A 26,379-nucleotide genomic window follows, 5' to 3' on the forward strand; every position below is an offset into this window, starting at 1 on the left:
GCCAAGCTTGCGAAATGCAACCGGACGGAGAAACCCTGAATGAGCCAGACGGTATCGGACCGCAGAGCTCGCGCCAAGGCAGGTTGCGACAAACCCATGAGAATTTCGTGAATTTCGAAGAACTATTGAAGCGGATTTCTTGTTTTCAGGTAGTACTCCACCTTCTCGATAGTCCTTCTACGCGGCCTGCGACCAGCTCGTAGGTCAAGCACGAAGCGCGGATCGCCAACCGCCCGACGACCGAACCGTGTCGCCGACATGTGCGATTCCTTCAAATGACGCTCAATGCGATCCAGCAATTTCATGGCCTTCCTCGACTCACTCAGCACTTGTGTTCCTGTTTTGTTCTTAGTAGGAAGGTTCCATCGAGTCTAGGAGATTTCCTTCTCTCCTCAGACCGTCAGAAGGAACGACACGATGGAACATGTCAGAGAGGAGCTTGATCGCCTGATCCAGCAGCGACGGCTCGGATATTCCTCGATCTCGCGGATGATCGGACGAAACTCGTCCTATATTCAGCAATTCATCAAGCGTGGATCGCCGCGCAAGCTAGATGACGATGACCGGCGCACGCTTGCCAGCTTCTTCGGGGTCGATGAGCAAGTGTTGGGTGGACCGCCCGCGCCCATGCGTGATGGGTTGATCGAAATACCCGTGCTCAATGTCGATGCGTCGGCAGGCTTCGGAGCGATTGCCGAAAGCGAGACTGCCCATACCCGCTTCGGTTTCGACGAACGCTGGCTTGCCCGGCTGACCCGGGCAAAGAGCGCCAGTCTCTCGATCATCCACGTCCTGGGCGATTCCATGGAGCCGACACTCAGCGATGGCGACGAGGTGCTGGTCGATGCGTCAGACCAGGGCTCGCGGCTACGCGACGGTATCTACGTCTTGCGCGCCGACGACGCGCTGGTGGTCAAGCGCGTGACGCTCAAGCCTGGTGGCCGCAAAATCACCATCAGCAGCGATAATTCGGCCTATCCTAGCTGGGACGATGTCGACCGGTCTGAGATCCAGGTGGTCGGCCGTGTCATCTGGTTCGGACGCGCTGTCTGATCCTACCGGATCAGAACCCCGCAAAACGCGCGCGATGCTTGGCAACGAAGTCCGGACGGGGGTGATCCCTCGGATCGACCGGAAGCCTGATCTTCTGTCCTGAAGGCGGGAAGAGCTTCAACAGGTCGGACGGCACCTTATTGTGCGATACGAGCAGGCACAGGTTGTCGTCGAACGTGATAAGATGCCGGTCGAACAGCCAATGGGCCGTAGCTGAAAGTGCCACGCCGTTGGGTACGACGTCGGGCCCGCCATCGGCGACGGACCAGATATGTGCCGCCTGTGCCTCGGCTTTCCCGCCACCATTGATGATCCGCAATCCCGTGACGGCGCAGGTACTGTCATAAGCGTCGAGAACCTGATTGCGGAAACTGGCGGCCCGGATCTTCTTGTTCACCAGGATCTGCTCGATCCGGCGTTCGCCAAAATCATCGGCCAGCAGCGCGGCGGTCGCATCGTCGATGTACCGCTCGTCGAGCTCGAGCCTGATCCGGTTGTCCGGGTCGAGCGTTTCGCTAAGGCCCTGATTGACGATGGCGACGAAATCATCGCCATCGAGCGTGCGCACCGATTTTCCGCGCAGCGTCCTTCCGGCATCGCTAGGACGGGCCATGTCGCGAAGGAAGCGTTCGGCAAAGCGTCCGTCCTTGTCGCGGTAGGAGACCGCATCATCGAAGGGTAGATAGTCCCTAACGCGCGCATAGTAATGGGTTGGATCGGCCTCATCGGGATCGATCCGCTCAACGAAAGCAGTCGCGATGTAGGCCATCCGGCCGCCTGATACGCGGGTCTCGCGGTAAAGGATCCAGTCGTTTTCAAGCTGGCGGGCTTGAGGAAGATATTGCGAGGGGAAATGATATCGCTCGGTAATGAGGTCGTCGTAGCGCGAGTTGCCGCTGATCTCGAAAACACCCTTCACCGGCAACGCTCCGCACCTCTCGAACAGACATCGTGCCTGGTAACGCGGAAATCGTCCAGGCTGTCGGTGATCAAATGCCAATTTCGAAAGGCTTTACCCTTTCCTTGGTGAGTTCGGGTTTGTCACTTGCAGGCGAAGCGCTGCCGACATCCTTGTCATGCGAAAGGCCCTTGGCAGCTGCCGCCTTGAGCCTTTGCGTTACTTCGAGGGCTGACGCTTTCTCGCCGCTGTTGGACTTGATGGCCCGGCCAAGTTTCTCGGCATTATCTGCAATCAGCGTAAGGCCGTCGCGAAGGCGGGTGACCGTGACCAGGAAGGTCTGCCGATTGGCGAGATTGCGTTCGCGGCTGTCCATCACCGCGATCCCGCGATCAGAGGTCAGTCCCTGCGCCATATGCGCATTGAGGGCATAGGCGAGGTCCATGTGTTTGAGCATGGGGTCGCCGCGGCTCAGGCGGAGCTCCTTGCCCGCTGACGTCTCCACCAAGACGCCCTTTGTGTCGATGGCCACGATCCTGGCCTGGTCGGCGTTGAAAAGCCCGCGCTTGTGGTCGTTGTCGGTCCAACGGATCTTGTCACCCTCAACGATGGACAGCGATTTGCGTTCGAAGAGCGACAGCCGGCTATCGTCTGCGCCCGGCCGCAATCGCGCGGGATTGAACTTGCGAACCCGCCCCTTCCGGTCCTCAAGCACGAGCTGCTTGCGCGCTTGGTCGATGGTTTTGACGGTGTAGTCGCCCTTGGAGAGCTTCTGCGTGCTGTCGCGCGAGCGAAAGTTGAGGACCATGCCCGACTGATATGTGCGAAGATAGCGCAGCTCCTCGTGTGTCACATTCACTCGCGAATGAGCGGTCAGGCGGCCCGATCGTGGGCCAAGCTCGCCGTTTGCCTTGAGTCCGCGCTGAACAGCCTCGTTGACCGAAGACCGTAAGGCCCGTCCCGACGCGTAGATCGATGTCCGATCCCGATCCGCCGGACTGAGCGAAAGCCACTTTTCGGCAGCAACAATCGCACTGTCCCCGCGAGCCTCGATGGTTGAAGGCGCAAGAGCCTGGAGCGCATCGTCGATGCGTCCCTCCTGCGCGGCGGCCTGGGCTCGCCGCAGGACGGGATCGCGGCCGCGCAAATTCACATCCATGTTGGCGCGCTCGATCCCGGCCTGCTGGACGAGGTCGAAGGGCTTACCGGCATCGACGGCGCCTAGCTGTCGCTTGTCGCCGACGAGAACAAGGCGGTGGACTTCGGCAAGGTTCGCCAGCCGTACCAACTTGGCCTTATCGTCGTTCGACACCATCGACGCCTCGTCGAGCACCAGGACATGGTCTGCGAGCGCGCTCCGAGCCTCGCCAAGCAGGGAGGCATTTCCCGGCTCGTGTAGAAGCCTGCCCCATTGGACGAGAAAGCGGGCGAGGGTCATCGAACGGATGCCGGTGTCGCGCTCGAGCATCTGGACGAGCGTGTTCTGCACGGCGAGCCCCAGCACCTGCTTGCCTTCCTCGCGGAGCAGCTGGGCGACCGGCTTCATCACGCTGCTTTTGCCCGCCCCGGCTATGCCCTGGATCGCTACGATCCTGTCACGCGACGAAAGGACAAGGCTCGCCGCATTCTCCTGCCCTTCGTTGAGCGAAATTCCGTGGTTGAGCGCGGCAACAGCCTGAACCCGTTCTGCGGCGTCCGATCGATCCAGGATGGGCGATACCGCACCTCGTCCCTGGTCGACATTCGCGAGAATGGTGCTTTCAAGGTCAAGCGCCTCCCGGCTCGCCAACCAGCCTTTGTGTTCGCCTTTGCCGGACTCGAGTGCGCCGCTTCTGACGAGCGCGTTCACACGGGTTTCGACGTGGTCCACCGTTGTCGGCAGCCCAAAATCGAGCGCCGCCTTCAGCAATCCCTCACGGGGAAAGGCTGCCTCGCGCTGCGAGAGATGGCGCACCGCAGAGGCCACGGCCTGTGCGGCCGCGATGGTCGGTGCATCCTGCTTGAGAACATGAGCAGGGATCAGCGGATCAGCTGGATCGGCTTTGATCCGCTGCGCGAACTCTCTCAGCTTCGTAATCCCGCGCTGGAGGAGGCTCCCTTCTTTCGAGCTGGGAATGTCGTTTGTTGCAGCCCGCATCTGCGACGCATCAATGAGACCGGCAAGGTCAATGCCGACTTCCTGGGCTTTCTGCCGCCACCCATCGAGAAGGCTTTCCCGGTCCCTGACGGGCGCCTTGCTTTTCCTTGTATCGAGCACGGCGATGTCGCGGGTTTTCGGGGTGTTCTCGCCCAGCTGACGTACCGCGTCGAGGACTTCTTCGCGACGCGTTGAAAAGGCCATGACCTGCTCGCGGGCAATGCCTGCTGCTTCGAAGTTGCCATGCTTTCCAACCGGCCCTGCTTCGTAGCCCATTTTCTCGACCGCCAGACGAAAGCGCGCCATCGTCATCGAGTTGAGCAGGGTGTTGAACGACCAAAGCTTGTCGTTGCGAAGCGCGCGCCACTTCCCGTCGCTGCCTTGCGTGACATTTGCCACGACCGCATGAAAATGCAGGTTTGGCTCCTGGTTGCGGTTGGTGTCGTGCTGGAAAAGACCAATCGTCAGGTTATCTGTCGCGACCTTCCCGTAGCCAGCCTGACTGCCCATCCGGGTCTGCGCCGCGTTCTTTTCTGCCCAGCGCAAGGTCTCGATGACGGCCTCGCGATAGGCATCGATTATCCGCTGGTCGCCGCCCACCAGCGCAAGCAACGACCAGCTTTTCGGCAGTGAGAATGTGAGGTCTGTTCCCGGCCTGTGGGCTTGGCCCGCATTGCCGACCTGGATACCACCGGGAAGTTCTCCCCGCAGCAAGGCATCAAACTGCTCGGCGTTTACGCGCCCCTCAAGACCAAGACGTTCCGCTCCCTTCCCGACCCAGGTTCCGGAACGATCGGCATCGGCGCCGGTGTAGTAATTGTCTGCCGCGAAATAGCTCGCGGCGGCGGAAGGGGAGCGCACATTGGCGACGGAAAGCATTCTGCCTGGTCCTCGTCACGGCTCCCCTCGCGGCCGGGTAATCCCTCCCTATTTGCCTTTCACATGTCGGGTTCGAACTCGCCGAAATCCTTCTCCGGAGGATCTGCGACCGCACCTTCACGCAGGTCTTTTTCGACCGGTGTGAGAGGCTGGCGCCCGTTATCCGCCGCACGGCCTCGTGGCGCCGAACCGCCCTTTCCACCTGCCTCATCGCCAGCGGCCCCTGGTTCGGACGGATGCTTTTCCGCGCCCACTGCTGGTGCATCCTCGCCGGTTTGCACAGCGGCGAGAGGTAGCGATGGCCCCGCATCCCGATGAGCATCGGAGCGGGTTTCGGCACCAAGATCACCAGCAGCGCGCCCTGCGTTCAGCTTTTCAAGCGGCACAGGCTCCTGTCGATCTTGCGGTTCATCGGCGACACGGCGCTGCCCCTCCAGGTCGAGTTTGAGCTGCTTTGTATCAATGGGCTTTCCAGCACCGTCATCGTTCGAAGCGGGATGCTCGTCATTCGGTTTCGAACCCGGTTTTGCTTGGAGCGTCGTTGCCGCAGGACCCTGGCCAGGCTTTACGAGGGGTTTCTCGCGGGCGATGAATCCCTCGGCAATACGGCCACGCGTGCGCGGAATGAGCGATACCGGCGCAGCGGGGAATCCGTCGGGAAACTTGATGTAGGCCGACAAACGCGGAAGGTTCATGAACTGGTCGGGCAGGAGCAACGGCTCGATCTGCCGCCGGGGAGTCAGGCTGACTGCGTCGCGCGCATTATTGTACCCGTAGCTGTAGCCTTCTTCCATGTCGCGCACCTGCCGGTGGCCGATGAAATCGGAGCACCAGGTCGCCGTTTCGCGATCGGCTGTCGCCAGGATGAGCTTGGTGCGCGCAAGCGAGGAAAGTGTCATGGCCATGTTCTCGCCGTAGACTTCCTTGAGCTTGGCAAACGCATGCACCCCGGTGACGATCGCACCGCCAAAATTGCGCGCGGTTTGCAGCCCCTTTTCAAGCGCCGGTAGTCGGTGAAGGGCGCCTAGTTCGTCGATCAGAAACCACATCCGCAGGTCCTGCGTGCGCTCGAGCGTCATCAGCGTATTCATCGCCGTGTCGAGCCATAGCGTGAGCAACTGCGAGGAGATGCTCATGTCGACATAGCGGGCAGAGAGGAACAGGATCGAGCCCGCCTGGCAGTCGCCTTTGACCCAGTCGCGGACCGAAAAGCGCCGTCCGGATGAGGGCAAGAGCTTGAGCACTTTCGCATTCGCATTGAACACAGCGCGGATCGATTCCGCCATGCGGGCCGCTTCCGGAGCGGTCAACGGATCGGCCATGGTACCGCGCATCAGCTTATGCACTTCGGACAGGTCAGCGGTCATCAGCCGCCGCGCCAAGGCCTCATTGGTCGCCGTGCCGGTACGGGCAAGATGGAGACACATCTCAACGAACAGCATGCGCGCCGCGAGCACCCAGAACTGTTCGGAACCACCCCCGTCATGGGGCACGAGCGCTTCGGCAGCGGCATGAAACTCAGCTTCCGTCGTGCAGTCGTTGAACACGCTCCACAGCGGACACCGCACATCGACAGGATTGAGAATGATGTCGCGCGCGGGATCATAGAAGGCTTCGATAAAGGCCCCTGTCAGGTCGAAAATGACCGCGCGCTGGCCGCGTTCACGCGCTTCGGCAACTAGTTCGGTGAGCGCCACGGTCTTGCCGGTTCCGGTCGTACCGATGAGCATGGCGTGGCTCTGCTCGAGCCGCCACGGCCAGCTTACGCCGGCGAGATGTGCGGGTTGGTAGTGGCCCGCTTCGGCGAGCGCCGACGAGCTCGCAAGCCGCCACTTCCAGCCGAACTTGCGTCCCAATTCCTCGGACCGGAATGCCTTGTTGTGACGCTCGATTTCTTCTTCGAGTTCGTCGAGCGAAACAAGCATTGCACCGCGCTCGTGCTTGCGCGCCTTCGACCGCCCGCCAAAGCGCTCGGCGAACCACCAGAAGAACACGAAGGCCGGGATCAGCAGTACCGCTGAGACCAGCAATCCCTGCTTCACTGCCGTATGAAACGCCTCGACCGCCTCGCGCATCGGCGGGAACTCGCGAACGATGCCAAACGGGAGGCCAACCCTTTCGCCGTCAAGCAATTCAAGGTTGACCAGCTTGGCAGGATCGAACTCCATGAAGGCATAGAGACTGGCGTAGATGTGCATCCAGACCAGGTAGATCTGGTGATCACTCAGAGCCGACCGCACTTCCCAGTAGCAGGTGCCGACGGCAACCAGACCGGTGACAATCAAAGGGCCCTTCAGGCCGGCTGCAAACATGAAACCGAAGTGGCCGAGCAGCTGGCTCCCGCGGGTGAAGTTCAGGAGATTATGCTTCATGGGAATGGCCTCCCATGTTCGCGTTGACGGGGAGGCCAAGACGCTCGAGGCGTCGCCGGTAGGCCTCGTGAGTACGGTCGCGCAAACTCGCATCAGAATGGCTGGCCAGAAGCGCATCGAGCGCCACGGAAATGAAGATAGCCTGGCGCGCGGGATCGAGCCCTGCGGGGCGGTCCTTCGCTTCGTTATCGCGCTGCCACGCGGCGACAATGAGGTCACGAATAAAGACGCTGACACTAACGCCATGGTCCGCGGCACACTGGCGAACCCAGTTACCTACGGAGAGAGATACGAATGTCTGAAGCCGATCTTGTCGGGTCATGAAACAGGTTCCTTGTCGGGCCGACGGAACCTGGCTCACCTTGCGGAAGGTGACGATGAGAATAAATCGTGAACAACTCGTAGTCAATCGAAAGATTCAGACGATATTTCAGAGTGATAGATGGATGTGCGTTGTCAGCGGCTCAGCGCAAAGCCGCTCTACTCGCAGACGGGTTGATTTCGCCCAAAACCACATTCTTTAGCAATAACAGAAGGATAAATCCCGAAATCGCGGGGTAGGGTGTGCTCCTTTGTTCCCAAGTGCGCGAGGTGGTCCAGGCAATGAGGGGGATTGATCAAGGACGACTTTTCCCGATCTCCATGTTGGAGCGCGAGCAACCAAGCCTGGCAGCTCACAGCATGCAGATAGAAAGCAGTTGGACGCCTCCAGCCGAAGACAGCACCTGCGAAAGAGGCAGCGGCCAAGGGCGCGTGGGAAGCAAGGCAAGCGGGACCTGTCGCGTGCCCAAGCTTCCCGCCGCCCGACCCGTTGCCGGTTCGCAAGTGCGCGCGGGGCCCAAGAACAAATTACGCCGCACCCTCAGGAGCGCATCGCAAGATGCGCGGGACAGAGTGCGTCCACAGCCCCGCTCCACTTATCGGGTGCCGCCGCAGTGCGGTGGGCGGCCGTCAGAGCAACCGACCGAACCGGGTTTTTGTGCTTGATTGGACTACCCGGCGAACAAGAAAAAAGGGCAGGAACCGTTCCCGGTTCCTGCCCTGTCGGTAGTCTCAAAACTCGTCGAGCATGCCGCCGTGGACCGTGTGGACCACCCGCGCTGCGAGATGCACTGGCAATATGTTGTAGTCACCCTCGTCGAGGGCAAAGTACCCGAGTTCGTCATCCTCGATAACGTGCTGATCGAAGAAGCTGTGCAGCGCTCTCTTCTCGGCTGTTTCCAGAGCATCGAAATAGCTCCGGGACGGAAGGGCGCAATGCATCGAATAAGCCATGATAATCCTCCTGATTTCTGTCGTGAGACGACAGGAGGTGCGCGCGATGGTCTTGTGCATCCCGGGTCAGGGATCGCCCGAATGGGCGACCGCGATAGCGGCGGTGGGGGTAACGATTTTGTTCGCTGCCGGATGCAATCCGGTGGCGGGCAAAATGGTGGGGACCCGCCGTCCTTGAGGCGGGAGGCGCAAGGCCATCATGCTGGGAGAACCGTGAGCAAGAACCCACTACCTCCGCCCCAATATCGAACGCCTGCTGCGTGCGAATTGCATTTCCTACACCCCGATGACGCAGGCATGGAGACAACCGGGGAGCAGACCCGAGGGGGACAAAAGGACAAGTAACATGCCCCGAAACAGGAGCGCTATTGCAGCCCTGCAAAAGCTCGAAGCAGACCGCGAGGCGCTCGACGCCAAACAGCGCGAGCTCGAAGTACAAGCGGCCAGAGAACTCGGAGAAATCATCCTGGGAAGCGGCCTCGAAAGCTTCTCAAGGAAGGGCCTGAGGAAGGTTGCTGAAGAACTCGGGAAACTCGGCGAGGATGCCGCGATCGAGAAACTGACTGGGCGCGGTGCAACCCGTGCCTCGAATGCAGCGCCGGGAACCCAGTAACCAAAGAAGAAGAGGCCCTGCCGCTTGCGGCAGAGCCTCTTCGTAAGGGGGACGATCGGGATCGATGTCAGTCGATATCGGGAGCGTCGGTGTTGTCGTTGTCGTCGCTCGACCCGTTGCCGCGGGAGAGAAAATCGACCTTGTCCGCGAGGATCTCGGTGCCGTAGCGCGTGACACCGTCCTTGTCCTCCCACTGGGTGTAGTGGATGCGGCCCTGCACGCTGACCAACTGGCCCTTGGAGCAGTACTGGCCGACGGTCTTGGCGAGGCCATTGAAGCAGGTCACCCGGTGGAACTCGCTTTCCTTGGCGGTGTAGCCGTTCTCGTCCTTGTAAGTCTTGCCGTCCTTGTCGCGTGCGGGGCGATCGGTGACGACGGTGATCCCGGTGACATTGGTGCCGCCCTTGGTCTCGCGGGTTTCCGGATCGCGAGCGATGCGGCCGGTGAGGATTGCGATATTGGTCATGGTGTAAGTCCTTCGGTTCCTCAAACCGGAGACCATCTCCGGCTTGCGAACATCCAGAAGAAGCAGGGCATGGGAGGACTGCACCGCGGGAGCGAAGCTCCAAGGGAAACCTGTTCATGACGGGTGGTGCGGGCAGGCGCGCGAAGCGCGACCACACGGCCGGAAAGGAACGGGTTGCTGTCCTCAGCTGACCTGATTCAGGACTGTTCGCGAAGAGGGCCGGATGGGTATCGGGTGCGGGTCTGAAGGTGCCAGGACCCCGCTGCAATCAGCCTGCTCCATCGCCCTCCGATGCCGCCAGGAGATCCATGAAGTTGCGGGCCGCTTCCCGGTCTTCCTCGTTCTCGAACGTCACGTCGAGATCGGGGGCGGACCCGAACATGTGCAGGAACGACCACAGTGCAAAGCGCTTGCCCCAGTCCTCCTCAAGGCCGAGATCGACCCGGCAATGCTCGATGCCAGCAGACAACGTGTCGGGGGCAACCCCGGAGAGGTCGGTGGTGGCAAAGTAGCGCTGCAGCAGATCGTCAAGTTGCATGACCGGTCCATAGTCGGGTCTGCGCCGAATGCACATCCGGGCAATGCAGTTGCAGACTGTAAAGGCCCCCTCAGGACCCGGGAGAGGTGCCCAAGGGGCCGCGACGATCAACCACGGTGATCCGGCGCGTCTTGGCATCGATCACCAGTCGTTCGGTGACGCCATTGCCCGGAAAGGCGACGACGTAACGCGGATTGAGCGAAAGCATCTGCTCGTTGCGCTTGAACCCGGCGCGGGCACCAAGTCGACGATCGAGCGAATAGGTCAGCTGCTGGACTTCGCGGCGCTCGGCCCAGCTCGCGGCGAGGCGATCGGCACCCTTGCCGTCACCACCATGGACCAGGAAGAGATCGGGAACCACATCGCGAACCTTGTCCAGCGTCGCCCAGATGTTGTCCGCATAGGTGCGCGCGTCCTCAGCGCTCTCGAAGCTCTGGCGACCACCGGCGAAGACGATTGGAGTTCCCTCCGGGATGAGGGCATGACGACGGTTCTCGGCGCGTGCGCGGAGGAAATCGCGGGCATCGATCACAGCCGAAGTAAGGTGGCGCGAATGGCTCGTACGCGAGCCAGAAACAGGCTTCCACGAGGAACCGGTCTCGTCACGGTAAAGTGCTGCGGCAGTCTCGCGCATCTGCTCGAAGGCCAGCATGCTGGCCTCGGCGGCCTGCGCGCGCTCGACCTGCTCTTCCAGATTGCTCGAATGTACCTCGGATCCATCGGCAGATGCGAGGAGGACCCGGATCTCGTCGCTGGCCCGATCAAGTTGAGCCGACTTGCGGCTGGCTGCGCGGTGGAAGAGATTGACCACGCCCCAGGCAATGTCCTCGGCATCAGCTTCCAGGGCCGTGTCGGAAAACATCGCGAAGAGGTCGGACCATACGGCGCCAAGCGTCTGCTCGATCGCGTCCTCGCAGGGAAAGTCGGTTTCGTTAAATGGGGCCGGCCTGATGCTGAGGCCTGAAAGGTCAAGGCCGCTCAGCTGGTCGATGAAGCTGTCGTACATGGGGTGTCTCCTGATCGGTGGGACAAGGAGAGGAGGCACCGTTGCCTCGGCCCTGTCCGCCGGAGCCCGATCAGGGCCGGGAAAAGGGGCGAGACGCACCGCGTAGCGGGAAACCTGCGGCCCTAGGCTGGCGCGGGCAACACGGGCCGACGGGCCGCAGGTTGCGACGCGCCCCGACCGGCCCAGGGGCCTCTCCCGGCGGGCAGGGATGAGGCAAGATCAGGAACCGATGGCGCAAGCGGATCGGGAGCGCTCGAAGATCGCTTCGCCATTCGAGAACCGACCGACCATGCGCAGCTCGCCGAACAGGTCGATGAACCTTCCTGACACCTGGGCGAGCCAGTGCCGTGCCCTTGCCGTTCTTGGGATGTAGAAATCCGCCTCCCAGTACTGGGAATCGTCGCGCTCGGCGAGCCAGATCGCGGCGAGCCCGCAATAGGTCGATATGCCGCAATCGGCGAAGCCGTTTCGCAGGAGGATGCGGTTCTCGCGGCCGCGCCATCCATCGAAGCGCTCGAAGGAAGGAAAGGCCGCCTTCGCGGTATCGATGATCTCATCGACGAGGCACTCGTAGGCCCAGTCGACATCTGCGTCTTCGCCGTCATCGAGCAGGCGAAAGGCAACCACGGAGCCGATCGGATAGCTGACGGAACGTCCCATCTCACTGCTCCTCAGGCCGCGTCAGCAAGGTCGATATCGTCCTCGCTTTCGCAGGATTGGTGACCTCCAAGGTCAAGCAACAGGCTGGCCGCTTCTTCGGCCTTGGCCGCAGCGGTCAGGATCGCGCGCTCGTCAGATTTGAGGATCTTGAGCCAGGACGCGATGTAGCTGGCGTGATGGTCGAGGTGGGTGACCGGAAGACCCAGCTCAGCGCCGAGGATGGCCGAGGACAGCTCGGCGATCAGTTCTTCGGCAGCATAAGCATCGCTGCCGAAACGGTTCTTGAGATCGCGGTCGAGCCGAGAAGAATGACCCGTCCAGTGCGACAGCTCGTGTGCGAGCGTCGCATAGTAGTGGTCGTAGGCTTCGAAGAGTTCGGCTGGCGGCATGGTGACCCGGTCCCGCAGCGGCTCATAGTAGGCCTGCGCACCATGGTGGCGCAGGTCTGCGCCGATATCGGCGAAGAAGGCATCAAGTCGGTCTTCGCGTCCTTGGGGCTCAAGCGCGGCAACCAGCGGCTTGGGATGGTAGAATGCAGGGAGGCCATCGCACTGATCCGCGTTGAACACGGCATAGGCCTTGAGCACGCGCCGGTTCTCGGTGTCTGCTTCGCCTTCGGCGTTCTCGACCTCCTTGATGTAGCTCTTGTAGAAGATCGCGATGGTCGATTTCTCACCCTTGCGGACCTGTCCGCCGAGCACCTGGCACTGGCGATAGGTCATCCAGTAGGGCGAGGCGTAGCCACAGCCGTCGGCCACCATCCAAAGCCAGAAGGTGTTCATGCCGCGATATGGTGTCCCGCAGGAACGTAACGGCCGCGAGACTGGCACACCGCGCCACGGCTTGACCCAGGGCTTTGTGCCTTGCTCGAGCTTCTCGATAATTGCGGCAGTGATGCGCTGGGCTGGCGAAGTCGATGCAGTGCGGCGGGACTTGGTCATGGGAGGTCTCCTGATGGCCGGGACAGACATGTCCCGGTTCAGGAAATTAAAAGCTCCCTCCTCTCTCCTTAGAAACACGACGGTTATGTGCCCCGTAAGTCGCCAATCAGTGGACTCGACAACGAAACTGAAATCCGACGTCAGATTATGCCTCTGCGAAGCCTATCGTTTTCCTTGGCCTGCCATTTCGAGTTTGACTTATTGAAGATTGAAAAATGTGGAATTTCAGGCCATCAAATCGCCTCTGGGAGGCGGCATGAGTTTAGCAACAGATCTGGTCAGCAAGCCCCCGCGTGAGAGGGGAGCGACCGGAGGCCGGTACGATTTTCAAACAATGTGGGGATTGGCGCTGCTGTTCCAGCAGCATGGGACCAATGACGACTATGCGATCGTCTTCGAGTTTCACGACGATATTGCATTGCTCGATAGCGCAAGCAATCCCACAAATGTTCGTTTCTACCAAGTCAAATCCAAGGCCACCAACGGCGGTTGGACTCTTACTGCGCTTCTTAAACGGGAGAAGTTGAAGACCAAAGGAGGCACTAAGGAAAAGCCTTCGTTCATCGACAAGATGTTCGATAATGTCGATAAGTTTCCGGACGCGGTCCTTTCTGCCGATTTCGTTTCAAACCAGCTTTGCGGATTCAACGCCGGCAAAACTTCCTTTCGCCTGAACGAATGCGAGCCTAGCCATTTCAAGAAGATCGTCGCATCGATCCAGGAGGCTTACCCGAGAGCTACCGAGGCCCAGGTCGGGCTGCTCGGATTTCAACGTACCGATCTCAGCCTTGGAGACGTGGTCTCCCACACAAAGGGTAAGCTGCAGACCTTCATCGCGGAGCAGCTCGGTTCGGTTTGGTTCAGTCCCGAGGCCGTTTACCAAGCGATCGCCGATGAATGCCGCAGGAAAGCAAATTTCTCTGGTGACACTACTTCCCTCCAGCTGGCTATCAAGGAAAAGGGGCTGACCAAGGACAATGTTCAGGAATGGCTGGATGCCATCCAGAGCAACAGCCGATCTCCGGATTGGGGAACGATCGCGCCGAGCCTCACCTATCCCTTCACGGACCAGCTTCGCATCAGCCAGGAATATGCGGTTTATCGTGCTGCCGCGCTGAACTCGGCCGACGGCGCTGTCCAGCGCATCCGCATGAAGATCGCAGAAGCACTGCCGACCGTCATAGATGACGCAACGCTTAGTCTCGTCGACATGGTCGAGACGCTTTACCTTCATGCAGAAGAGATCGGGAAGAAGTACCTTTCACCATTTAGTCCCTCAAGACTGAAGGCGATGATAATATATGAAATATACACGCATCATTAAAGCCGAGCGGTACAAGCGATTAGTTAGAAGCCTCAGAAAGAAATCTCATGAAAAACTTGAAGTTGCGAAGGCTTCTTCTACTCTCTCGCCTCGAGGGGAAGGCGAGGCAGGAGAAGTTTGACGAATGCACGACGGTGGTGTTCGGCGAGAACGACACCGGGAAATCGCATCTCATCAAGTCCATCTATGGCGCATTCGGGGCAGATGCCTCGGTCGTGAACGAGAAATGGATCAAGGCATCTGTCGCCACGATGCTCGAATTCTCCGTGGATGGTGCAATCTACTCGATCATTCGGTTCGATAATCAGTTCGCTTTGTTCGATGCTGCAGATGATCTGATCTGGACGGGAACGTCGCTAATGAAGGAGGTCGGTCCGAAGATTGCCGAACTGCTCGACTTCACCATTCAGTTGACCACCAAGTCCAACGATCTTGTGGTTCCGCCGCCGCAATTCTGCTTCCTTCCATTTTATCAGGACCAGGACCGGGGCTGGGATGACAGCTGGAGCTCGTTCAAGAGCCTCGCCATGATTCCCAATTTCAAGAAGAGCATCCTCGAATATCACACCGGGATTCGTCCAAGGGAATATTACAGCGCCCAGGCGCAGCGGGCGGATGCGCAGCGAGAGCAGAACGAGCTCAAGGCCGAGCGGCGCGCACTAGACCGGGCGACCGTGCGACTGCGAAACGGGCGTTCGCCGGTGACAACAACCTTCTCGCCGGAGTTGTTTGGGAGCCAGATCGAACAATTGCTGGCGGAGCTGAATGAGCTTCGCACCATCTATGAGGGCGTGAAGCACAAAATATCCGAACTCCAATCTCGGCGGGCTGTACTTGTGGAGGAAATTGAGATCGCTCGCACTGCTTTGGCGGAGCTCGATGCGGATGTGAAATTCACCCAGAACTTGTCGGATGCACAAGTCATATGCCCTACTTGCAATACCGTGCACGAAAACGATTTCGCGAACCGCTTCAACCTCATCAGTGACGCGGATGCGTGCAGGGGGTTCCTTGCAAGCGCGCGGCACTCATTGGTCGAAGTTGAGGCCGATATCGCGCGCCAGATGCAATCGCTGCATTCGTATGACGACCGGATAAAGCGAATCGACGCGCTACTGGAAGAGAGGCGTGGCGAAGTAAAGCTCCGCGACATGCTCAAGGATGAGAGCGAACGCGTCGTCGACGCCACGATCGCGGCAGAGCGTGCCGTGATCGACGAAGGCATAATCAAATGGCAGGCTAGGGAGGATGAGGCCCTAAAAACGATGAAGGCGCATAGCAGCGCCAAACGCAAGGCTGAGATCGTTGCCTTCTACACCAAGAAGCTCAGTGCTTTCGCTGTAGAGCTCGGCGTGACGTTCGGAGCCGCTGCCAAGAAGAGTGTCTCGCCCAAGATAAATGAGACCGGCAGCTACGGCCCGAGAGCCATTCTAGCCTATCATTTCGCCCTGCTACATACGATTCGCGAATTCACCACCTCCTGTCTGTGCCCGATTATCCTAGATACTCCGCTACAGCAGGACCAAGACGATACAAACGCCGCCGCCATAATTGGCTTTGCTCTCAAGAACAGACCGCGCGACATGCAGCTAGTCCTTGGCACGGTCTCGCTACACGGCGCCGAATATGGCGGGCATGTCATTAACCCACTGGTGAAGGAGTCATTGCTTCGCAGTGAGGAGTTCGACACCGTCAACACTTACATGCGACCATTCATCAATAAGATGCTTGGCCAAGATCAGGGAGAGCTTATCTAGACTTCGGTTTCTGATTCCGAAGGCAGTGTCGTAGGCAGCTGATTTGGGCCTGGTTTAGTGATGTCGTCCTCCAATCCCGTGAGTCGGCGTCCGGCCCAATATGCTGTATGGGAAAGGCGGCCCGTCCCGAAAGGGACGGACCGCCCGCCGAGTGACCTGGACCTGTCAGGAGGGGTCAGGCAGCCTGCTCGGCAATCTCTTCAGTTTCTTCGGCGTTGACCGCCTCGTCTCCTTCGTGGTCGGCCAATTCGCCTTCTTCGGAACCGGCGAAACGCATCATCGGTGGAACCCAAGCCTGCGCAAGTTCCTTGACCTCGGCCTCGCCGATGAAGTTGCCGGAGAAGATGCGCTCGGCAGCGCTCGCCAGTTCGGCCTTCTTGGAGGCAGCGTAGCGACTGACCAGTTCCGGACCGCCGGCGGCGTCGAGTGCTTCGATCGTGCGGGCCTTGGCCACCCGGTCAAAGTAATTCGCCGCCGTGGGACGCCACCAATGCGCGGTCTCAATGTCGAGCAGTGCGCCGAGCGCCTCGTGCATCGGCACCGAGCGCTCGCCTTCGCAGGCAAGGCTGGCGACAAGCGTGCGAGAGACGACATGGCCAAGCCAGGCCGAGCGCGCCTCGTCTGACAGTGCCCGGAATCTCGCAAACCGATCGACATCGCATTCTTCCGAGCGCCAGCTTTCATCGAGCGACCCGGCGAATTCGGCTAGGGCAGCGCTCGCCGGTGCATCCTTGGCCTCGAACCCAGTAACCGGGCCGGAAGCGACAGAGCCGACCAGCGTCGACGCTTTCTTGGCGCGCCAGTCATGTCCATCGGCATCGGCAAGCGTGAAGACCATGAAGTCGAGCGCCAATGCCGGACCTTGCCGCGGGTTGAGGAGCCCCCAAGCGCATTGGCCATCGCGTGGGCTTCGTCGAACGCGATCACGCCGTCGTAATCCTCGCCGGCCCAGGCAAGGATCTGGTCAAGCCGCGTATCCTCGGCGCGGCCCGAGCGCAGCGTCGGATAGGTGACGAAGAGGATGCCTTCGGGCATCGTTACGGGGTGGCCGAGTTTCCAGCGTGAGAGCGGCTGGAGATCGAGCGGTAGACCGCCAAGCGCTTCCCAGTCGCGTCGCGCATCTTCCAGCAGCGCCTCGTTTTTGGTGATCCAGACATGCCGGCGTTCGCCTGCGAGCCAGCGGTCCATGATGACCGCGGCGATCTGCCGTCCCTTGCCCGCTCCGGTTCCGTCGCCAAGGAAGAAGCCTTGGCGGTAGGCGTGCCCATCCCTGGACAATTCGAGCGAGGTGCCTTCTTGGCTGACCTTGAATTGACCCGGAAGATCGCGTGCGAATGCCTGGGCAGCGTAGACCAGCGTCTCGCATTGCGCTTCGGACAGAAGGCCGTCGGCCTGCCAACAAGCGGGAAGACGCGGTACAACATCCGGCTGGGGCGCCGCGACCGAGCCCATGGCGACCGATTCGACGAGCGGAGTGGGATGGATCGGCGCGTCCTCGAACACGATGCGGCTGGGGCGGTAAGGCAGGTAGATGCCTGCCTGTTCAGGCACCGGCGCGGGGTCGGCCAAGATCGAATAGGTGAGGTCGATCGCATTTGCTGTGGCTGCTGGTGTCGCGGCGAACGGCGCCACCGGCCGGACCGGCGCGCGATGTGCTGACGTCTTGCCAACGAGGCAGACTGGCTTGCCGACTGGCAGGCGATGGATGTTGGCGGAGATCTGTACGCGTGGCGGAAGCGCGTTGAGCAGCTCGTGGATCGCGATCAGGTCGCAGGTATCTCCGGTGATCGCCGACGAGGGCGCAGTCGATACCTTGTCGATCACGACCAGGCGAACGGCAATCCCCGTCCCTGTCCGGCGAAACATCTGCTCCAAGCGGACATTGAGCAGGAGCGACGCTTCGTCCTGCGCTTTGGCGAACTTGGAAGCATCAAAACCGTCGGGCATGATCGCGACGATCCTCGCCCCATTCGCAGCCGCTCGCATCGCACCGCGCAGGTGACGCATAGCGGTCTCGCCGTCCTTGCCGCGTTCATGGCTCTGAGCGAATGGCGGGTTCGTTAGCACGACCGATGGAACCGGGCCGCGATGCAAGTCGGCGATCAGTTCCCCGTCGTGCGCAGTGATCGTGGCCGCGGGGAAGATGTGGACCAGGCTGCCTCGTCTTGCCGGATCTATCTCGTTGAGGAGCAGCGAGGCCTTCCAGACGCTGCCCCATAGGGCAAGCGCACCATTGCCGGCTGATGGTTCGAGGAGTGTGTCTTGCACGCAGACAGCTGCGGCCTTCGCCATCAGCCAGGCCAGCATTGGCGGGGTAGAGAACTGCTGGAACTCGACCTGTGCTTCGCTGCGCACGTGCCGCGGCGGCAAGGCTGCTTTGAGCCAGTCGAACCGCGCTTCGGCTTCGTGTACGTTCGTCGCCAGATCGATGCGTGAGGACTCTCGCAGCCAGAGCAGTGCGCCGATCTCGACCGCGTTGTTGTAGTCGTCGATAGTCCAGGCGCTTCCCCAGTCCATGACGCCGGTTTCCTCGGCGAACAGGCCGGCGATTTCGGCACGGGTAAGGTGACGTCCCGAAGCGAGAAGCTCGGCAACTCGGGTGCCAATGGCGCAAGCCAATGGGACTGACAACAACTGCTCGCCAGCTGGAAACAGGTCTGATTGAAACATGGCAATTCGTCCTCCTGATGAAGGCATCGGGACAGGCCCTCTGCCGGATCAGGAATTCGAGAAGCTCTCTCTCCTCTACCGCGCCGCTTTGCGGCGCAGCCATGCTTTAAGTTCATCGTTCCAGTCGGTGTCGCGTGAGGACGGCTTGCGAATGTGGATCGTCCGTCCATCGCGGGCGTAAGCGGCCAGGCCACGCGAGGCAGCCAGCTCGCCGCCCGCATCGTGATCGACGAAGAGGTGAAGCTCGGTCACGCTCTCGGGCACGCTGACGAGGCCGAAGCGCTCATTGCCCAGGGTCGCCCAGACGGGAATGCCGGTGAGAGCATAGGCCGACATCGCGCTCTCGATCCCCTCGGCAAGGCCGAGCTTGCCGGAAACCGGAGCGAAAAGGCGGGCAGCAGCTTCGCCGAGCGCGCCAAGCGCGCGTTTCGGCTTTTCGAAAGCGGCCTTGCCTGAAGCCTCGGCAGACAGGAACGTGCGGTGGATGGCGATCGGGCCCTCGTCGAGGCTGACTGCCGCGATCATGGCGGGCAAAAAGCGGGTCCGTCCTTTTGGGCCAAGCGGCGTTCGTGGATGGAAGCGGAGCGCCGGAGATGCGGCGAGGATGCCGCGGCTTTCAAGATATTCCTTTGCCGGACTGGCACGCAGTGGCTGTGCATCGCGCCAGATCCTCAGCGCTGCCGCCGAGGGTTTGCGGGTGCTGGTCGATTCGGGTTCGTTGCTGGTCGCAGAACCTGAAAAAAGCGCCGGTGCCTCGAAACCTTCACGCGCCAATGCAGACAACACGCTCTGCTGATCGCATCCCGCGAAACAGTGGAAGAGGATAGCTTGTCGGCCGAGCGACACACCGAGTGACGGCGTGCGGTCAACATGCGCGGGGCAACAGGCCATGCCCTTTGTGCCGGACCATTTGCCCCCTCGCGATTCGCAAATGCGACGGGCGGTCTCGGTAAGCGACCGGTTGGGATGAGTTTGGACAGATAGGGACATGCGAGCTCCTCAGCATGCAAAGTGACCCCCTCATCAGCGTTCCTCTCCTCTCCCAAAGGCAGGCATTCGCGGCTTTCCTACAGGCACATGTTCTTTTTATGTTCTCTTTCGATTCGAATCAATGGAGCACAAGTCGAGATGAACTGCCTCAATTGTCTGACCGCGCTAGCGGTCGCCTGTCTGGGGATGATTGCGACCTCCTCACAGCAAGTTCGCGCCCAGGATTTCACCTTGTTCGAGCACGCGATCGTTCCGCCGAAGACGGACCAGCAGCCGGCAAGGGAATATCTTCCTGCAATCTACCAGGCCGAGCCAGCAAACGTATCCTACCGGGAAGGCTTGTATATGGCGGCGATAGCCGAGGCTGAACGCCGTTACGGGCTTCCGACCAACCTGCTTCGTGCTCTTATCTGGGCTGAGTCCCGCTTCAATCCGATGGCTGTTAGTCCAGCCGGTGCTGCCGGGCTGGCTCAGCTTATGCCGGCCACGGCGAAAGAACTGGGCGTCCGGAACCGTCATGACCCTCTTGCATCGATCGACGGTGGCGCCAGGTACCTTCGCGATATGTTGGACCGGTTCGACGCAGTCCACCTGGCCTTGGCTGCTTACAATGCTGGCCCAGGTGCCGTCTCCCGATCACGCGGCATTCCCAACAATGGTGAAACGCCGCAATATGTTCGGTCTGTGTTGGGACGTTGGCAAACAATTGGTACGTACAATTGACGAAACTACCTGATTTCCGGCTATTGTCTGAAATCATGTGCCGGAATGAAGACGGACAACGCCAGTGAGTGAGACCCCCGGTGAGCCGTTCGACTTTCGCAAGGCGTTGAAGGCACAAAAGCGCCGGAAGCTGAGAAAGGAGATCGCATTGGGTTTGGGAGCATTCGCGATCGTATTTGCTGGAGGGGTGCTGGCACTCAACTGGCCAGTCCATGATGCCAGCCTTGCTAACGACGATCAGCAGCCTCAGGCTTTATTCCAGCAAGCAAGCTCCCCACAATTCGACATCTGCGGCTCCATCCGGCGCACATGCGTCGTGGATGGAGATACTTTCTGGCTTGATGGCGTGAAGATCCGGATTGCCGACATCGACACTCCCGAGATCAGCGAGCCTCGTTGCGACTATGAATACCAGCTCGGCATGCGCGCGACGCACCGACTTGTCGAATTGCTGAATGGCGGGCCCTTTGAACTGAGGACTATCGGGAGCAGAGACGAGGATCAGTACGGTCGCAAATTGCGGGTTGTAACGCGCGGCGGCCGCTCGCTTGGCGATCAGCTGGTCAGCGAAGGCCTGGCGCGAACCTGGACCGGGAGACGTGAACCATGGTGCTGAACCGCGATCAGGAATTGTGGGCCGTCGCGCTCTGGGTCGAAAAGAACCATGGCGAAGAGGGAACCGCGTATATCGCGCAGCAAATCCAGCGGCTATCCAACGAAGGGGACGAGGCAGGCATAGCAACGTGGAAGACTGTTGCTGAGCGCTTCGATCAACTTAGCTGCCAATGCTCTACGAACTGAGGGTCGGCACGATGCGGAATTGGCTTCGAATCTGGGGCATCAGAATTGAGTTCGCCGTGCTGGCGTCAGTGTCCCTGATAGGGCTGATCCTGAGCCTTCAATCCTGCATTGGCTGAGAAGAAATTCGATCTCCCGATTAACCCTTCGCAAACTTCCCCATGATGACCTTTCCTCCTGTCCGCAGCTCATCGAGGTAGTCGCTCCACCATTGAGCCATTCGCACGCGCTCGTCCCAATGCTTGCCGCGATGGTAGATGCCACGCACAACATTGCTGTCGCCATGTGCCAGGGCACGCTCGATCGCATCGGGATTCCAAAGGCCCGACTCGTTCAGGAACGTCGATGCTGTCGCCCGGAGTCCATGCGCGGTGACTTCTTCCTTCGAATATCCCATGCGACGAAATGCGGCATTGAGCGTGTTTTCACTCATGGGACGCTTGGAGCTGCGCGCAGACGGGAAGACATATCCTTCGCGGCCGAGCATCTCGGCCAGGTCTGTGAGATAGCCTCTAACTTGCTTGGACAGCGGGACGGCATGCGCTCGGCGCGCTTTCATTTTACCGGCAGGGATCTTCCAGACCCCATTGACCAGGTCGATCTCATGCCATTCGGCGTGGCGGAGTTCGCCGGGGCGTACGAACACATGCGGCGCGATCTGCAAAGCAAACTTGGTCACCATGTAGCCAGTGAAGTCGTCGATTGCGCGCAGCAGCCCGCCTAGCTCGGTGGGCTCGAGGATAGCTGCATAATGCGTGGCTCTCGGCGTTACGAGAGCGCCCCTCAGCATACTGGTCGGATCGGATTTGCAGCGGGTGGTAGCGACACCGTAGCGAAACACGCGGCCTGCGAACGAGCGGCATTTCTTCGCAGTCTCGTGCTTACCAGTGGCTTCCAGTCGTTTGAGAGGAGCCAGGACTTCGAATGGCTCGATCTCGTCGATGGGTCTGTTCCCGATGGCAGGCGCAAGCTTGTCGAGGAAATAATTGGCCTTGACGATCGTGCCATCGGCGCGGCCATTCTGGACCATCATCTGTTCAATATACTCACGTGCGACTGCCTCGAACGTCTGTGCAGAAAGGAACTCCGCGCGGATCTTCCGCTTCCGCTTCTCAAAAGCCGGGTCGCCGCCAGAAGCAACAGCTCGTCGTGCTTCATAGGCTGCGTCTCGCGCTTGCTTGAGGCTGATGTCGGGATAGCTGCCGATGCAGAGCTTCTTTTGCGCGCCGCCGATCCGGTATCGGAATCGCCAAAGTTTGCCGCCGGTCGGCGTGACCTCAACATATAGGCCGCGCTCATCGGTTACCTTGTACGGCTTATCCTTGGGCTTGAGAGCGCGGAGGCGAGTATCTGTCAGCGGCATGTGGGGGCCTTTTCATCTGGGCCTTTGCGAAACGGCCTCAAAAGGCCCACAAAAGTGTCTGGAACCCCCGAGAACAGGCGGGACGATCCGGAACGATCCAAGGGCCAAATCCCTAGGATTTCTGCGGGTTTTATAGATTATTTGGGAGAACGTGAGAAGAACAAATGGTGCCCAGAAGAGGACTCGAACCTCCACGCCCTTGCGAGCGCCGCCACCTGAAGACGGTGCGTCTACCAATTCCGCCATCTGGGCACGGGCGGGGTGCCGCGTTGCGATCCCCGCTAGGTAGGAGCGCGCCACTACGGGCTGGCCGGGAGCTTGTCAACGCCCTTTGCTCCACAAATGTCATTTGTTTTTCACTTCCTGCCGGATCGGCTGGGCGAACAAGAGCGTTTGGCCGGTTGCCCCGGCGGGGGGCTTATGCCAATGGCAAAAATCATGCGTAGCGACGCGGGTCCTCCCAATTCCCCGCGCGGCATTCGAAGGACGAAAAACCTGACCATGAGCCAACGCCCCACCAATTCTCTTGCCGGTAAGATCGTGACTGTCCTTGGAGGCAGCGGATTTGTCGGCCGTCACCTCGCCCAGGAACTGCTGAGCCGCGGCGCGCGCCTGCGCATTGCGAGCCGCAATCCGCAGAAAGCCTATGCGATCAAGCCTCTGGGCAACCTCGGGCAGGTGCAGTTCGCCCGGGTCGATGTAACCAGGCCCGATTCGCTGGCAGCCGCGCTGGCGGGGTCGGATGCAGTGGTGAATCTCGTGGGCGCTTTCTCCGGCAACCTGGACGCGCTGCAGGGCAAGGGCGCAGGCGCGATCGCCGCTGCGGCCAAGGCCGCCGGCGCATCGGCGTTCGTGCACATCTCGGCCATCGGCGGGAATGCCGATTCAGATGTCGACTATGCCCGCACCAAGGCGGAAGGCGAAGAAGCGGTCCGCGCGGAGTTCCCCGGCGCGACGATCCTGCGCCCCTCGCTGCTGTTCGGCCCGGACGACAACTTCGTGATGATGTTCGGTCGCCTGATCGGCGCCTTCCCGGCCCTGCCCGTGTTCGGACCCGAAGCGAAGCTGCAGCCGCTGTTCGTGGACGATGCGGCCGAAGCCATCGCCAATGCCCTGGGCAACCCCGGCGCGCACGGCGGCAAGACTTACGAGATCGGCGGCCCCGAGGTCATCACCATGCTGGAACTCAACCAGCGCATCGCCAAGGCGGAAGGCCGCTCGCGCAGCTTCATCGCCCTGCCCGATTCGGTGTCCGAACTGATCGCCTCTGCCACCGGCTGGCTGCCGGGCGCGCCGATCACCAGCGACCAGTTCAAGCTGCTCAAGGCTGGAAGCGTCGCCAGCGGCGACCTGCCCGGCATCGCCGAACTCGGCGTATCTCCGCGCCCGCTCGGCCTGTTCCTGGACCGCTGGGCCACCCAGTTCCGCAAGCACGGCCGCTTCGGCGCCAAGTCGGCGGCGTAATTGTCGAGTAAGCCAGTCACATCCGTGACTGGCTAGCGGCACCAGCCCACGCCCCCACCCGGCCTCCCACAAAGTATATTGCCATGGGAGGCCGGGTGGGGGCGTGGGCTGGTGCCGCAAGGCGCGGGCGGATGCCTGCGCCGCACTGGCCATCAGGCCAGAAAATCAGGCATCCACTTCGGCGTAGTGACTTGGCGGCTGGATGACTTCCATGCGCTCGCTGAGCAGCGGACGGAAGCTGGGACGCGACTTCATCACGAGATACCAGCCGCGCGACTGCTCGTGGCTCGACCAGTCGATACCGCCGAGATAGTCGGCAACGGAGATCTGCGCGGCCGCGGTCAGGTCGGCCAGCGTCATCGTCGAGCCGGCGAGCCAGGGCCGGTGGTCGATCAGGAAATCGATGTAATCGAGATAGTCGTGCGCCAGCTTCATGGCCTCGCGCAGCATCTTGGCGTCAGGCGACTGGCGCAGGACGAGGCGCTTCTTCATCCGCTCATGCAACAGCGGACCGGAGACGTCGTTGAAGAAGCTCTCATCGAACATCGCGATCAGGCGGCGGATCTCGGCGCGCTGCTGGGCCGTGCCGCTGATTAGCGGATTACGGTCGACCGTCTCCTCGAAATACTCGCAGATGGCGCGGCTGTCGCAGAGCACGATGTTGCGATCGGTTTCCTTGATCACGGGCGTGCGTCCGGCCGGGTTCATTGCGAAGAGGCGGTCTTCGTTCTCCCAGGGGCGGGCCGACTGCAGTTCGTAGGCAATGCCTTTTTCCGCCATGAGCAGCCTGACCTTGCGGCTGAAGGGGCAGAGCGGAAACTGGAAGATGTGCCACATGATCATCCCGCATGCCAAAGCTGCCGGTCAGCGTCCACCCGGCATGGAATCTCCGCCCACATGAACGCGTGGATAACTGCGCGACCGGGCCGATGTCGGTTAGCCGGTAGTCTTGCCGCCGTTGCGCAGGATGATCTGGCGGGCGAGATCCTTCTGTCCCTCGGCAATGCGCGTATCGACCGAAACGAAGACCTTGCCCTGCCGGATCTGGCGCTCGATGTAGTTCGCCTCGCGCCCGTCGACGTCTTGGTCGGTCAGCATGCGGGCCATGGCGCCGCCGGTTGCACCGATGATCGCACTGACGGCAGCGACCGAGGACAACGAACTGGCGGCAATGGCACCCGCAGCCGCAACCAGACCGATCCCCGGGATCGTAAGGACCGCGACGCCCAGCAGCGCCCCGGCAAGGCCACCGCCGGCAGCAGCGGCAGCGACGCTGCGTTTGGTGTGCCCGGCCACCCTGCTCTGGTCGGCATCTTCGAAATCACCTGCCCGCCAAAGGAGCGAGATGGAATCTTCCGGGATCCCGGCATCCCGCAGATCGGCGACGACGCGCTCGGCATCGCGCCGGCGGTCGAACAGCGCTGCAACGAGATGGCGCTTGGCCATGCCCATCTCCGCGCGTGCACTGGCGAAGGCCTGGGCGAATTCGTCTCGATCCTGACTCGATGCAAAAGTCGCCCGCAGCCCCGATGAATGATGCAGGCGCGCCACGCTCGGCGACACATCATGATGCGTGAGCGTGCGCAGCAGCATTTCGATACTCGAGCGCTGCATCTTCTGGTCTGTTCCGCGATTGATCCATTCGAGGAGCAACGGCCGCGGATGGTTCGACTTGAGATAGTTGAGAACCGCCAGTTCCTCAGCCTTGATCACGAAAGCGGGATCAAGTTCAATTTTGACATCCCTTCCCATTCCATACGCATTACAGCAACTTGCGGGCTGATTGCCAGACAGGAATGATAACTGTCCCCGCTTCGGACAGAGGAGAATAAACAGGTAAAGGCTATTGATGAGACTCAAAGTTGCGATGAGTTCTCAACTACAGCCGTACTTCAGGTCAATTCAGACAGTTACTTCACGCCACTGGCCCGTAGCGAGGCCATCGAGCGTCCAGTCGCCGACCTGCCAGCGCACAAGGCGCAAGGTCGGATGGCCTACGGCCGCCGTCATTCGCCGCACCTGGCGATTGCGACCTTCGCGAATCGTCAGGCGCAGCCAGCGATCGGGAACCGTCTTGCGGAACCGAACCGGCGGATTGCGCGGCCACAGGTCGGGCGCATCGATCGGCTCGACCTTCGCCGACCGGGTCATCCCGTCCTTGAGCGCCACGCCCCCGCGCAAGCGTTCGAGACTCGCCTCGTCAGGCTCTCCCTCGACCTGCACGAGGTAGGTCTTGGCCAGCTTGAACTTCGGGTCGGCGATACGCGCCTGCAGGCGGCCGTCGTCGGTCAACAGCAGCAGCCCTTCGCTGTCGCGGTCCAGCCGGCCTGCGGGATAGACGCCGGGCAGATCGATGAAATCGGACAAAGTCGCGCGCGGCGTGGGCGAACGCAGGTCGGTGAACTGCGAGAGGACATCGAACGGCTTGTTGAAGAGGATCAGGCGCGCCAAG

At 60.8% G+C, this 26,379-nt stretch carries 23 protein-coding genes, 1 tRNA gene and 2 pseudogenes; 8 read left to right on the forward strand and 18 right to left on the reverse strand.

Annotated elements, in window-relative coordinates:
- The first annotated feature begins 417 nt into the window (after window positions 1-417).
- The gene (locus tag JI59_RS07225) at window positions 418-1,053 is read left to right on the forward strand and encodes a S24 family peptidase (RefSeq protein ID WP_006832465.1); all 636 of its coding nucleotides are present in this window, start codon (window positions 418-420) and stop codon (window positions 1,051-1,053) included.
- Between the two features lie 10 nt (window positions 1,054-1,063).
- On the opposite strand, the gene JI59_RS07230 is transcribed toward JI59_RS07225, so the two are convergent.
- The 5 genes from JI59_RS07230 to JI59_RS07250 all read right to left on the reverse strand — a co-directional run bounded on the left by JI59_RS07230 (window position 1,064) and on the right by JI59_RS07250 (window position 8,614).
- The gene (locus JI59_RS07230) at window positions 1,064-1,972 is read right to left on the reverse strand and encodes an HNH endonuclease (RefSeq protein WP_007013430.1); all 909 of its coding nucleotides are present in this window, start codon (window positions 1,970-1,972) and stop codon (window positions 1,064-1,066) included.
- 70 nt (window positions 1,973-2,042) lie between these two features.
- Window positions 2,043-4,967, reverse strand: coding sequence for a MobF family relaxase (gene mobF, locus JI59_RS07235; protein WP_007013429.1), 2,925 nt, complete (start codon window positions 4,965-4,967; stop codon window positions 2,043-2,045).
- 59 nt (window positions 4,968-5,026) lie between these two features.
- Window positions 5,027-7,339: a type IV secretion system DNA-binding domain-containing protein gene (locus JI59_RS07240; RefSeq protein ID WP_007013428.1), complete on the reverse strand. Its 2,313-nt coding sequence runs from the start codon at window positions 7,337-7,339 to the stop codon at window positions 5,027-5,029.
- Window positions 7,329-7,661, reverse strand: coding sequence for a hypothetical protein (locus tag JI59_RS26130; RefSeq protein ID WP_063511268.1), 333 nt, complete (start codon window positions 7,659-7,661; stop codon window positions 7,329-7,331). The genes JI59_RS07240 and JI59_RS26130 overlap by 11 nt, the downstream gene beginning before the upstream one ends.
- 731 nt (window positions 7,662-8,392) lie before the next feature.
- Entirely contained in the window at window positions 8,393-8,614 is a 222-nt protein-coding gene (locus JI59_RS07250; protein WP_007013427.1) for a hypothetical protein, read from the reverse strand.
- Window positions 8,615-8,900: 286 nt separating this feature from the next.
- On the opposite strand from JI59_RS07250, the gene JI59_RS07255 reads away from it, so the two are divergent.
- Complete coding sequence (locus tag JI59_RS07255) at window positions 8,901-9,227, forward strand: DUF6437 family protein (protein WP_239000597.1); 327 nt, start codon at window positions 8,901-8,903, stop codon at window positions 9,225-9,227.
- Between the two features lie 67 nt (window positions 9,228-9,294).
- Here the strand turns inward: JI59_RS07255 and JI59_RS07260 are convergent, their stop codons facing one another.
- The 5 genes from JI59_RS07260 to JI59_RS07280 all read right to left on the reverse strand — a co-directional run bounded on the left by JI59_RS07260 (window position 9,295) and on the right by JI59_RS07280 (window position 12,838).
- Window positions 9,295-9,693 (reverse strand): single-stranded DNA-binding protein, encoded by a 399-nt coding sequence (locus JI59_RS07260; RefSeq protein WP_006832472.1) that lies wholly within the window; start codon window positions 9,691-9,693, stop codon window positions 9,295-9,297.
- 268 nt (window positions 9,694-9,961) lie between these two features.
- The gene (locus tag JI59_RS07265; protein WP_038577202.1) at window positions 9,962-10,231 is read right to left on the reverse strand and encodes a hypothetical protein; all 270 of its coding nucleotides are present in this window, start codon (window positions 10,229-10,231) and stop codon (window positions 9,962-9,964) included.
- Window positions 10,232-10,301: 70 nt separating this feature from the next.
- On the reverse strand, window positions 10,302-11,237 hold the full coding sequence (locus JI59_RS07270) for a DUF2493 domain-containing protein (RefSeq protein WP_007013424.1): 936 nt from the start codon (window positions 11,235-11,237) through the stop codon (window positions 10,302-10,304).
- Between the two features lie 219 nt (window positions 11,238-11,456).
- Window positions 11,457-11,897 (reverse strand): hypothetical protein, encoded by a 441-nt coding sequence (locus JI59_RS07275; protein WP_007013423.1) that lies wholly within the window; start codon window positions 11,895-11,897, stop codon window positions 11,457-11,459.
- Window positions 11,898-11,908: 11 nt separating this feature from the next.
- Window positions 11,909-12,838 carry an ArdC family protein gene (locus tag JI59_RS07280; RefSeq protein WP_007013422.1) on the reverse strand — a complete coding sequence of 310 codons (930 nt, stop codon included), beginning with the start codon at window positions 12,836-12,838 and terminating at the stop codon, window positions 11,909-11,911.
- A gap of 217 nt (window positions 12,839-13,055) precedes the next feature.
- On the opposite strand from JI59_RS07280, the gene JI59_RS07285 reads away from it, so the two are divergent.
- Window positions 13,056-14,162: a dsDNA nuclease domain-containing protein gene (locus tag JI59_RS07285; protein WP_239000598.1), complete on the forward strand. Its 1,107-nt coding sequence runs from the start codon at window positions 13,056-13,058 to the stop codon at window positions 14,160-14,162.
- Between the two features lie 47 nt (window positions 14,163-14,209).
- Window positions 14,210-15,919, forward strand: coding sequence for a coiled-coil domain-containing protein (locus JI59_RS27605; protein ID WP_238532542.1), 1,710 nt, complete (start codon window positions 14,210-14,212; stop codon window positions 15,917-15,919).
- Between the two features lie 175 nt (window positions 15,920-16,094).
- On the opposite strand, the pseudogene JI59_RS28180 reads toward JI59_RS27605, so the two are convergent.
- The 3 genes and pseudogenes from JI59_RS28180 to JI59_RS26135 form a co-directional block, all read right to left on the reverse strand.
- Window positions 16,095-16,778 (reverse strand): annotated as a pseudogene (locus tag JI59_RS28180) (chromosome partitioning protein ParB); the annotation flags it as partial.
- Window positions 16,779-16,795: 17 nt separating this feature from the next.
- Window positions 16,796-18,616, reverse strand: a pseudogene (locus JI59_RS07305) (strawberry notch-like NTP hydrolase domain-containing protein); the annotation flags it as partial.
- A 48-nt stretch (window positions 18,617-18,664) separates the two neighbouring features.
- The gene (locus tag JI59_RS26135; RefSeq protein WP_007013416.1) at window positions 18,665-19,375 is read right to left on the reverse strand and encodes a DUF7146 domain-containing protein; all 711 of its coding nucleotides are present in this window, start codon (window positions 19,373-19,375) and stop codon (window positions 18,665-18,667) included.
- Between the two features lie 342 nt (window positions 19,376-19,717).
- Between JI59_RS26135 and JI59_RS07315 the strand changes: the two genes are divergently transcribed.
- From JI59_RS07315 to JI59_RS07325, 3 genes are all read left to right on the forward strand, one after another.
- Window positions 19,718-20,302, forward strand: coding sequence for a lytic transglycosylase domain-containing protein (locus tag JI59_RS07315; protein WP_038575745.1), 585 nt, complete (start codon window positions 19,718-19,720; stop codon window positions 20,300-20,302).
- 64 nt (window positions 20,303-20,366) lie between these two features.
- On the forward strand, window positions 20,367-20,918 hold the full coding sequence (locus tag JI59_RS27345) for a thermonuclease family protein (protein ID WP_174888134.1): 552 nt from the start codon (window positions 20,367-20,369) through the stop codon (window positions 20,916-20,918).
- Window positions 20,909-21,103 (forward strand): DUF6961 family protein, encoded by a 195-nt coding sequence (locus JI59_RS07325; RefSeq protein ID WP_007013413.1) that lies wholly within the window; start codon window positions 20,909-20,911, stop codon window positions 21,101-21,103. The genes JI59_RS27345 and JI59_RS07325 overlap by 10 nt, the downstream gene beginning before the upstream one ends.
- Before the next feature lie 136 nt (window positions 21,104-21,239).
- On the opposite strand, the gene JI59_RS07330 is transcribed toward JI59_RS07325, so the two are convergent.
- Window positions 21,240-22,463 (reverse strand): tyrosine-type recombinase/integrase, encoded by a 1,224-nt coding sequence (locus JI59_RS07330; RefSeq protein WP_007013412.1) that lies wholly within the window; start codon window positions 22,461-22,463, stop codon window positions 21,240-21,242.
- Between the two features lie 165 nt (window positions 22,464-22,628).
- Window positions 22,629-22,715: transfer RNA gene (locus tag JI59_RS07335), tRNA-Leu, on the reverse strand.
- Window positions 22,716-22,964: 249 nt separating this feature from the next.
- Here JI59_RS07335 and JI59_RS07340 point away from each other — a divergent pair.
- The gene (locus JI59_RS07340; protein ID WP_174888133.1) at window positions 22,965-23,927 is read left to right on the forward strand and encodes a complex I NDUFA9 subunit family protein; all 963 of its coding nucleotides are present in this window, start codon (window positions 22,965-22,967) and stop codon (window positions 23,925-23,927) included.
- Between the two features lie 165 nt (window positions 23,928-24,092).
- Here JI59_RS07340 and JI59_RS07345 read toward each other — a convergent pair whose 3' ends face one another.
- From JI59_RS07345 to JI59_RS07355, 3 genes are all read right to left on the reverse strand, one after another.
- Window positions 24,093-24,764, reverse strand: a complete 672-nt coding sequence (locus JI59_RS07345; protein ID WP_013832260.1) for a glutathione S-transferase family protein — start codon at window positions 24,762-24,764, stop codon at window positions 24,093-24,095.
- Between the two features lie 99 nt (window positions 24,765-24,863).
- Window positions 24,864-25,640 carry a hypothetical protein gene (locus JI59_RS07350; protein ID WP_148274948.1) on the reverse strand — a complete coding sequence of 259 codons (777 nt, stop codon included), beginning with the start codon at window positions 25,638-25,640 and terminating at the stop codon, window positions 24,864-24,866.
- Window positions 25,641-25,829: 189 nt separating this feature from the next.
- Window positions 25,830-26,378, reverse strand: a complete 549-nt coding sequence (locus JI59_RS07355) for a pseudouridine synthase (protein ID WP_007013408.1) — start codon at window positions 26,376-26,378, stop codon at window positions 25,830-25,832.
- Between the last annotated feature and the right edge of the window lies 1 nt (window position 26,379).

It is taken from the genome of Novosphingobium pentaromativorans US6-1, assembly GCF_000767465.1.
Taxonomy (GTDB): domain Bacteria; phylum Pseudomonadota; class Alphaproteobacteria; order Sphingomonadales; family Sphingomonadaceae; genus Novosphingobium; species Novosphingobium pentaromativorans.

What these genes read in the sequence shown, in the direction of transcription:
- JI59_RS07225 (WP_006832465.1), top strand. Translation starts at nt 418, where the DNA reads ATGGAACATGTCAGAGAGGAGCTTGATCGCCTGATCCAGCAGCGACGG.
- mobF (WP_007013429.1), bottom strand. Translation starts at nt 4,967, where the DNA reads ATGCTTTCCGTCGCCAATGTGCGCTCCCCTTCCGCCGCCGCGAGCTAT.
- JI59_RS07240 (WP_007013428.1), bottom strand. Translation starts at nt 7,339, where the DNA reads ATGAAGCATAATCTCCTGAACTTCACCCGCGGGAGCCAGCTGCTCGGC.
- JI59_RS26130 (WP_063511268.1), bottom strand. Translation starts at nt 7,661, where the DNA reads ATGACCCGACAAGATCGGCTTCAGACATTCGTATCTCTCTCCGTAGGT.
- JI59_RS07250 (WP_007013427.1), bottom strand. Translation starts at nt 8,614, where the DNA reads ATGGCTTATTCGATGCATTGCGCCCTTCCGTCCCGGAGCTATTTCGAT.
- JI59_RS07255 (WP_239000597.1), top strand. Translation starts at nt 8,901, where the DNA reads ATGACGCAGGCATGGAGACAACCGGGGAGCAGACCCGAGGGGGACAAA.
- JI59_RS07260 (WP_006832472.1), bottom strand. Translation starts at nt 9,693, where the DNA reads ATGACCAATATCGCAATCCTCACCGGCCGCATCGCTCGCGATCCGGAA.
- JI59_RS07265 (WP_038577202.1), bottom strand. Translation starts at nt 10,231, where the DNA reads ATGCAACTTGACGATCTGCTGCAGCGCTACTTTGCCACCACCGACCTC.
- JI59_RS07270 (WP_007013424.1), bottom strand. Translation starts at nt 11,237, where the DNA reads ATGTACGACAGCTTCATCGACCAGCTGAGCGGCCTTGACCTTTCAGGC.
- JI59_RS07275 (WP_007013423.1), bottom strand. Translation starts at nt 11,897, where the DNA reads ATGGGACGTTCCGTCAGCTATCCGATCGGCTCCGTGGTTGCCTTTCGC.
- JI59_RS07280 (WP_007013422.1), bottom strand. Translation starts at nt 12,838, where the DNA reads ATGACCAAGTCCCGCCGCACTGCATCGACTTCGCCAGCCCAGCGCATC.
- JI59_RS27605 (WP_238532542.1), top strand. Translation starts at nt 14,210, where the DNA reads ATGAAAAACTTGAAGTTGCGAAGGCTTCTTCTACTCTCTCGCCTCGAG.
- JI59_RS07315 (WP_038575745.1), top strand. Translation starts at nt 19,718, where the DNA reads ATGAACTGCCTCAATTGTCTGACCGCGCTAGCGGTCGCCTGTCTGGGG.
- JI59_RS07325 (WP_007013413.1), top strand. Translation starts at nt 20,909, where the DNA reads ATGGTGCTGAACCGCGATCAGGAATTGTGGGCCGTCGCGCTCTGGGTC.
- JI59_RS07330 (WP_007013412.1), bottom strand. Translation starts at nt 22,463, where the DNA reads ATGCCGCTGACAGATACTCGCCTCCGCGCTCTCAAGCCCAAGGATAAG.
- JI59_RS07340 (WP_174888133.1), top strand. Translation starts at nt 22,965, where the DNA reads ATGAGCCAACGCCCCACCAATTCTCTTGCCGGTAAGATCGTGACTGTC.
- JI59_RS07345 (WP_013832260.1), bottom strand. Translation starts at nt 24,764, where the DNA reads ATGTGGCACATCTTCCAGTTTCCGCTCTGCCCCTTCAGCCGCAAGGTC.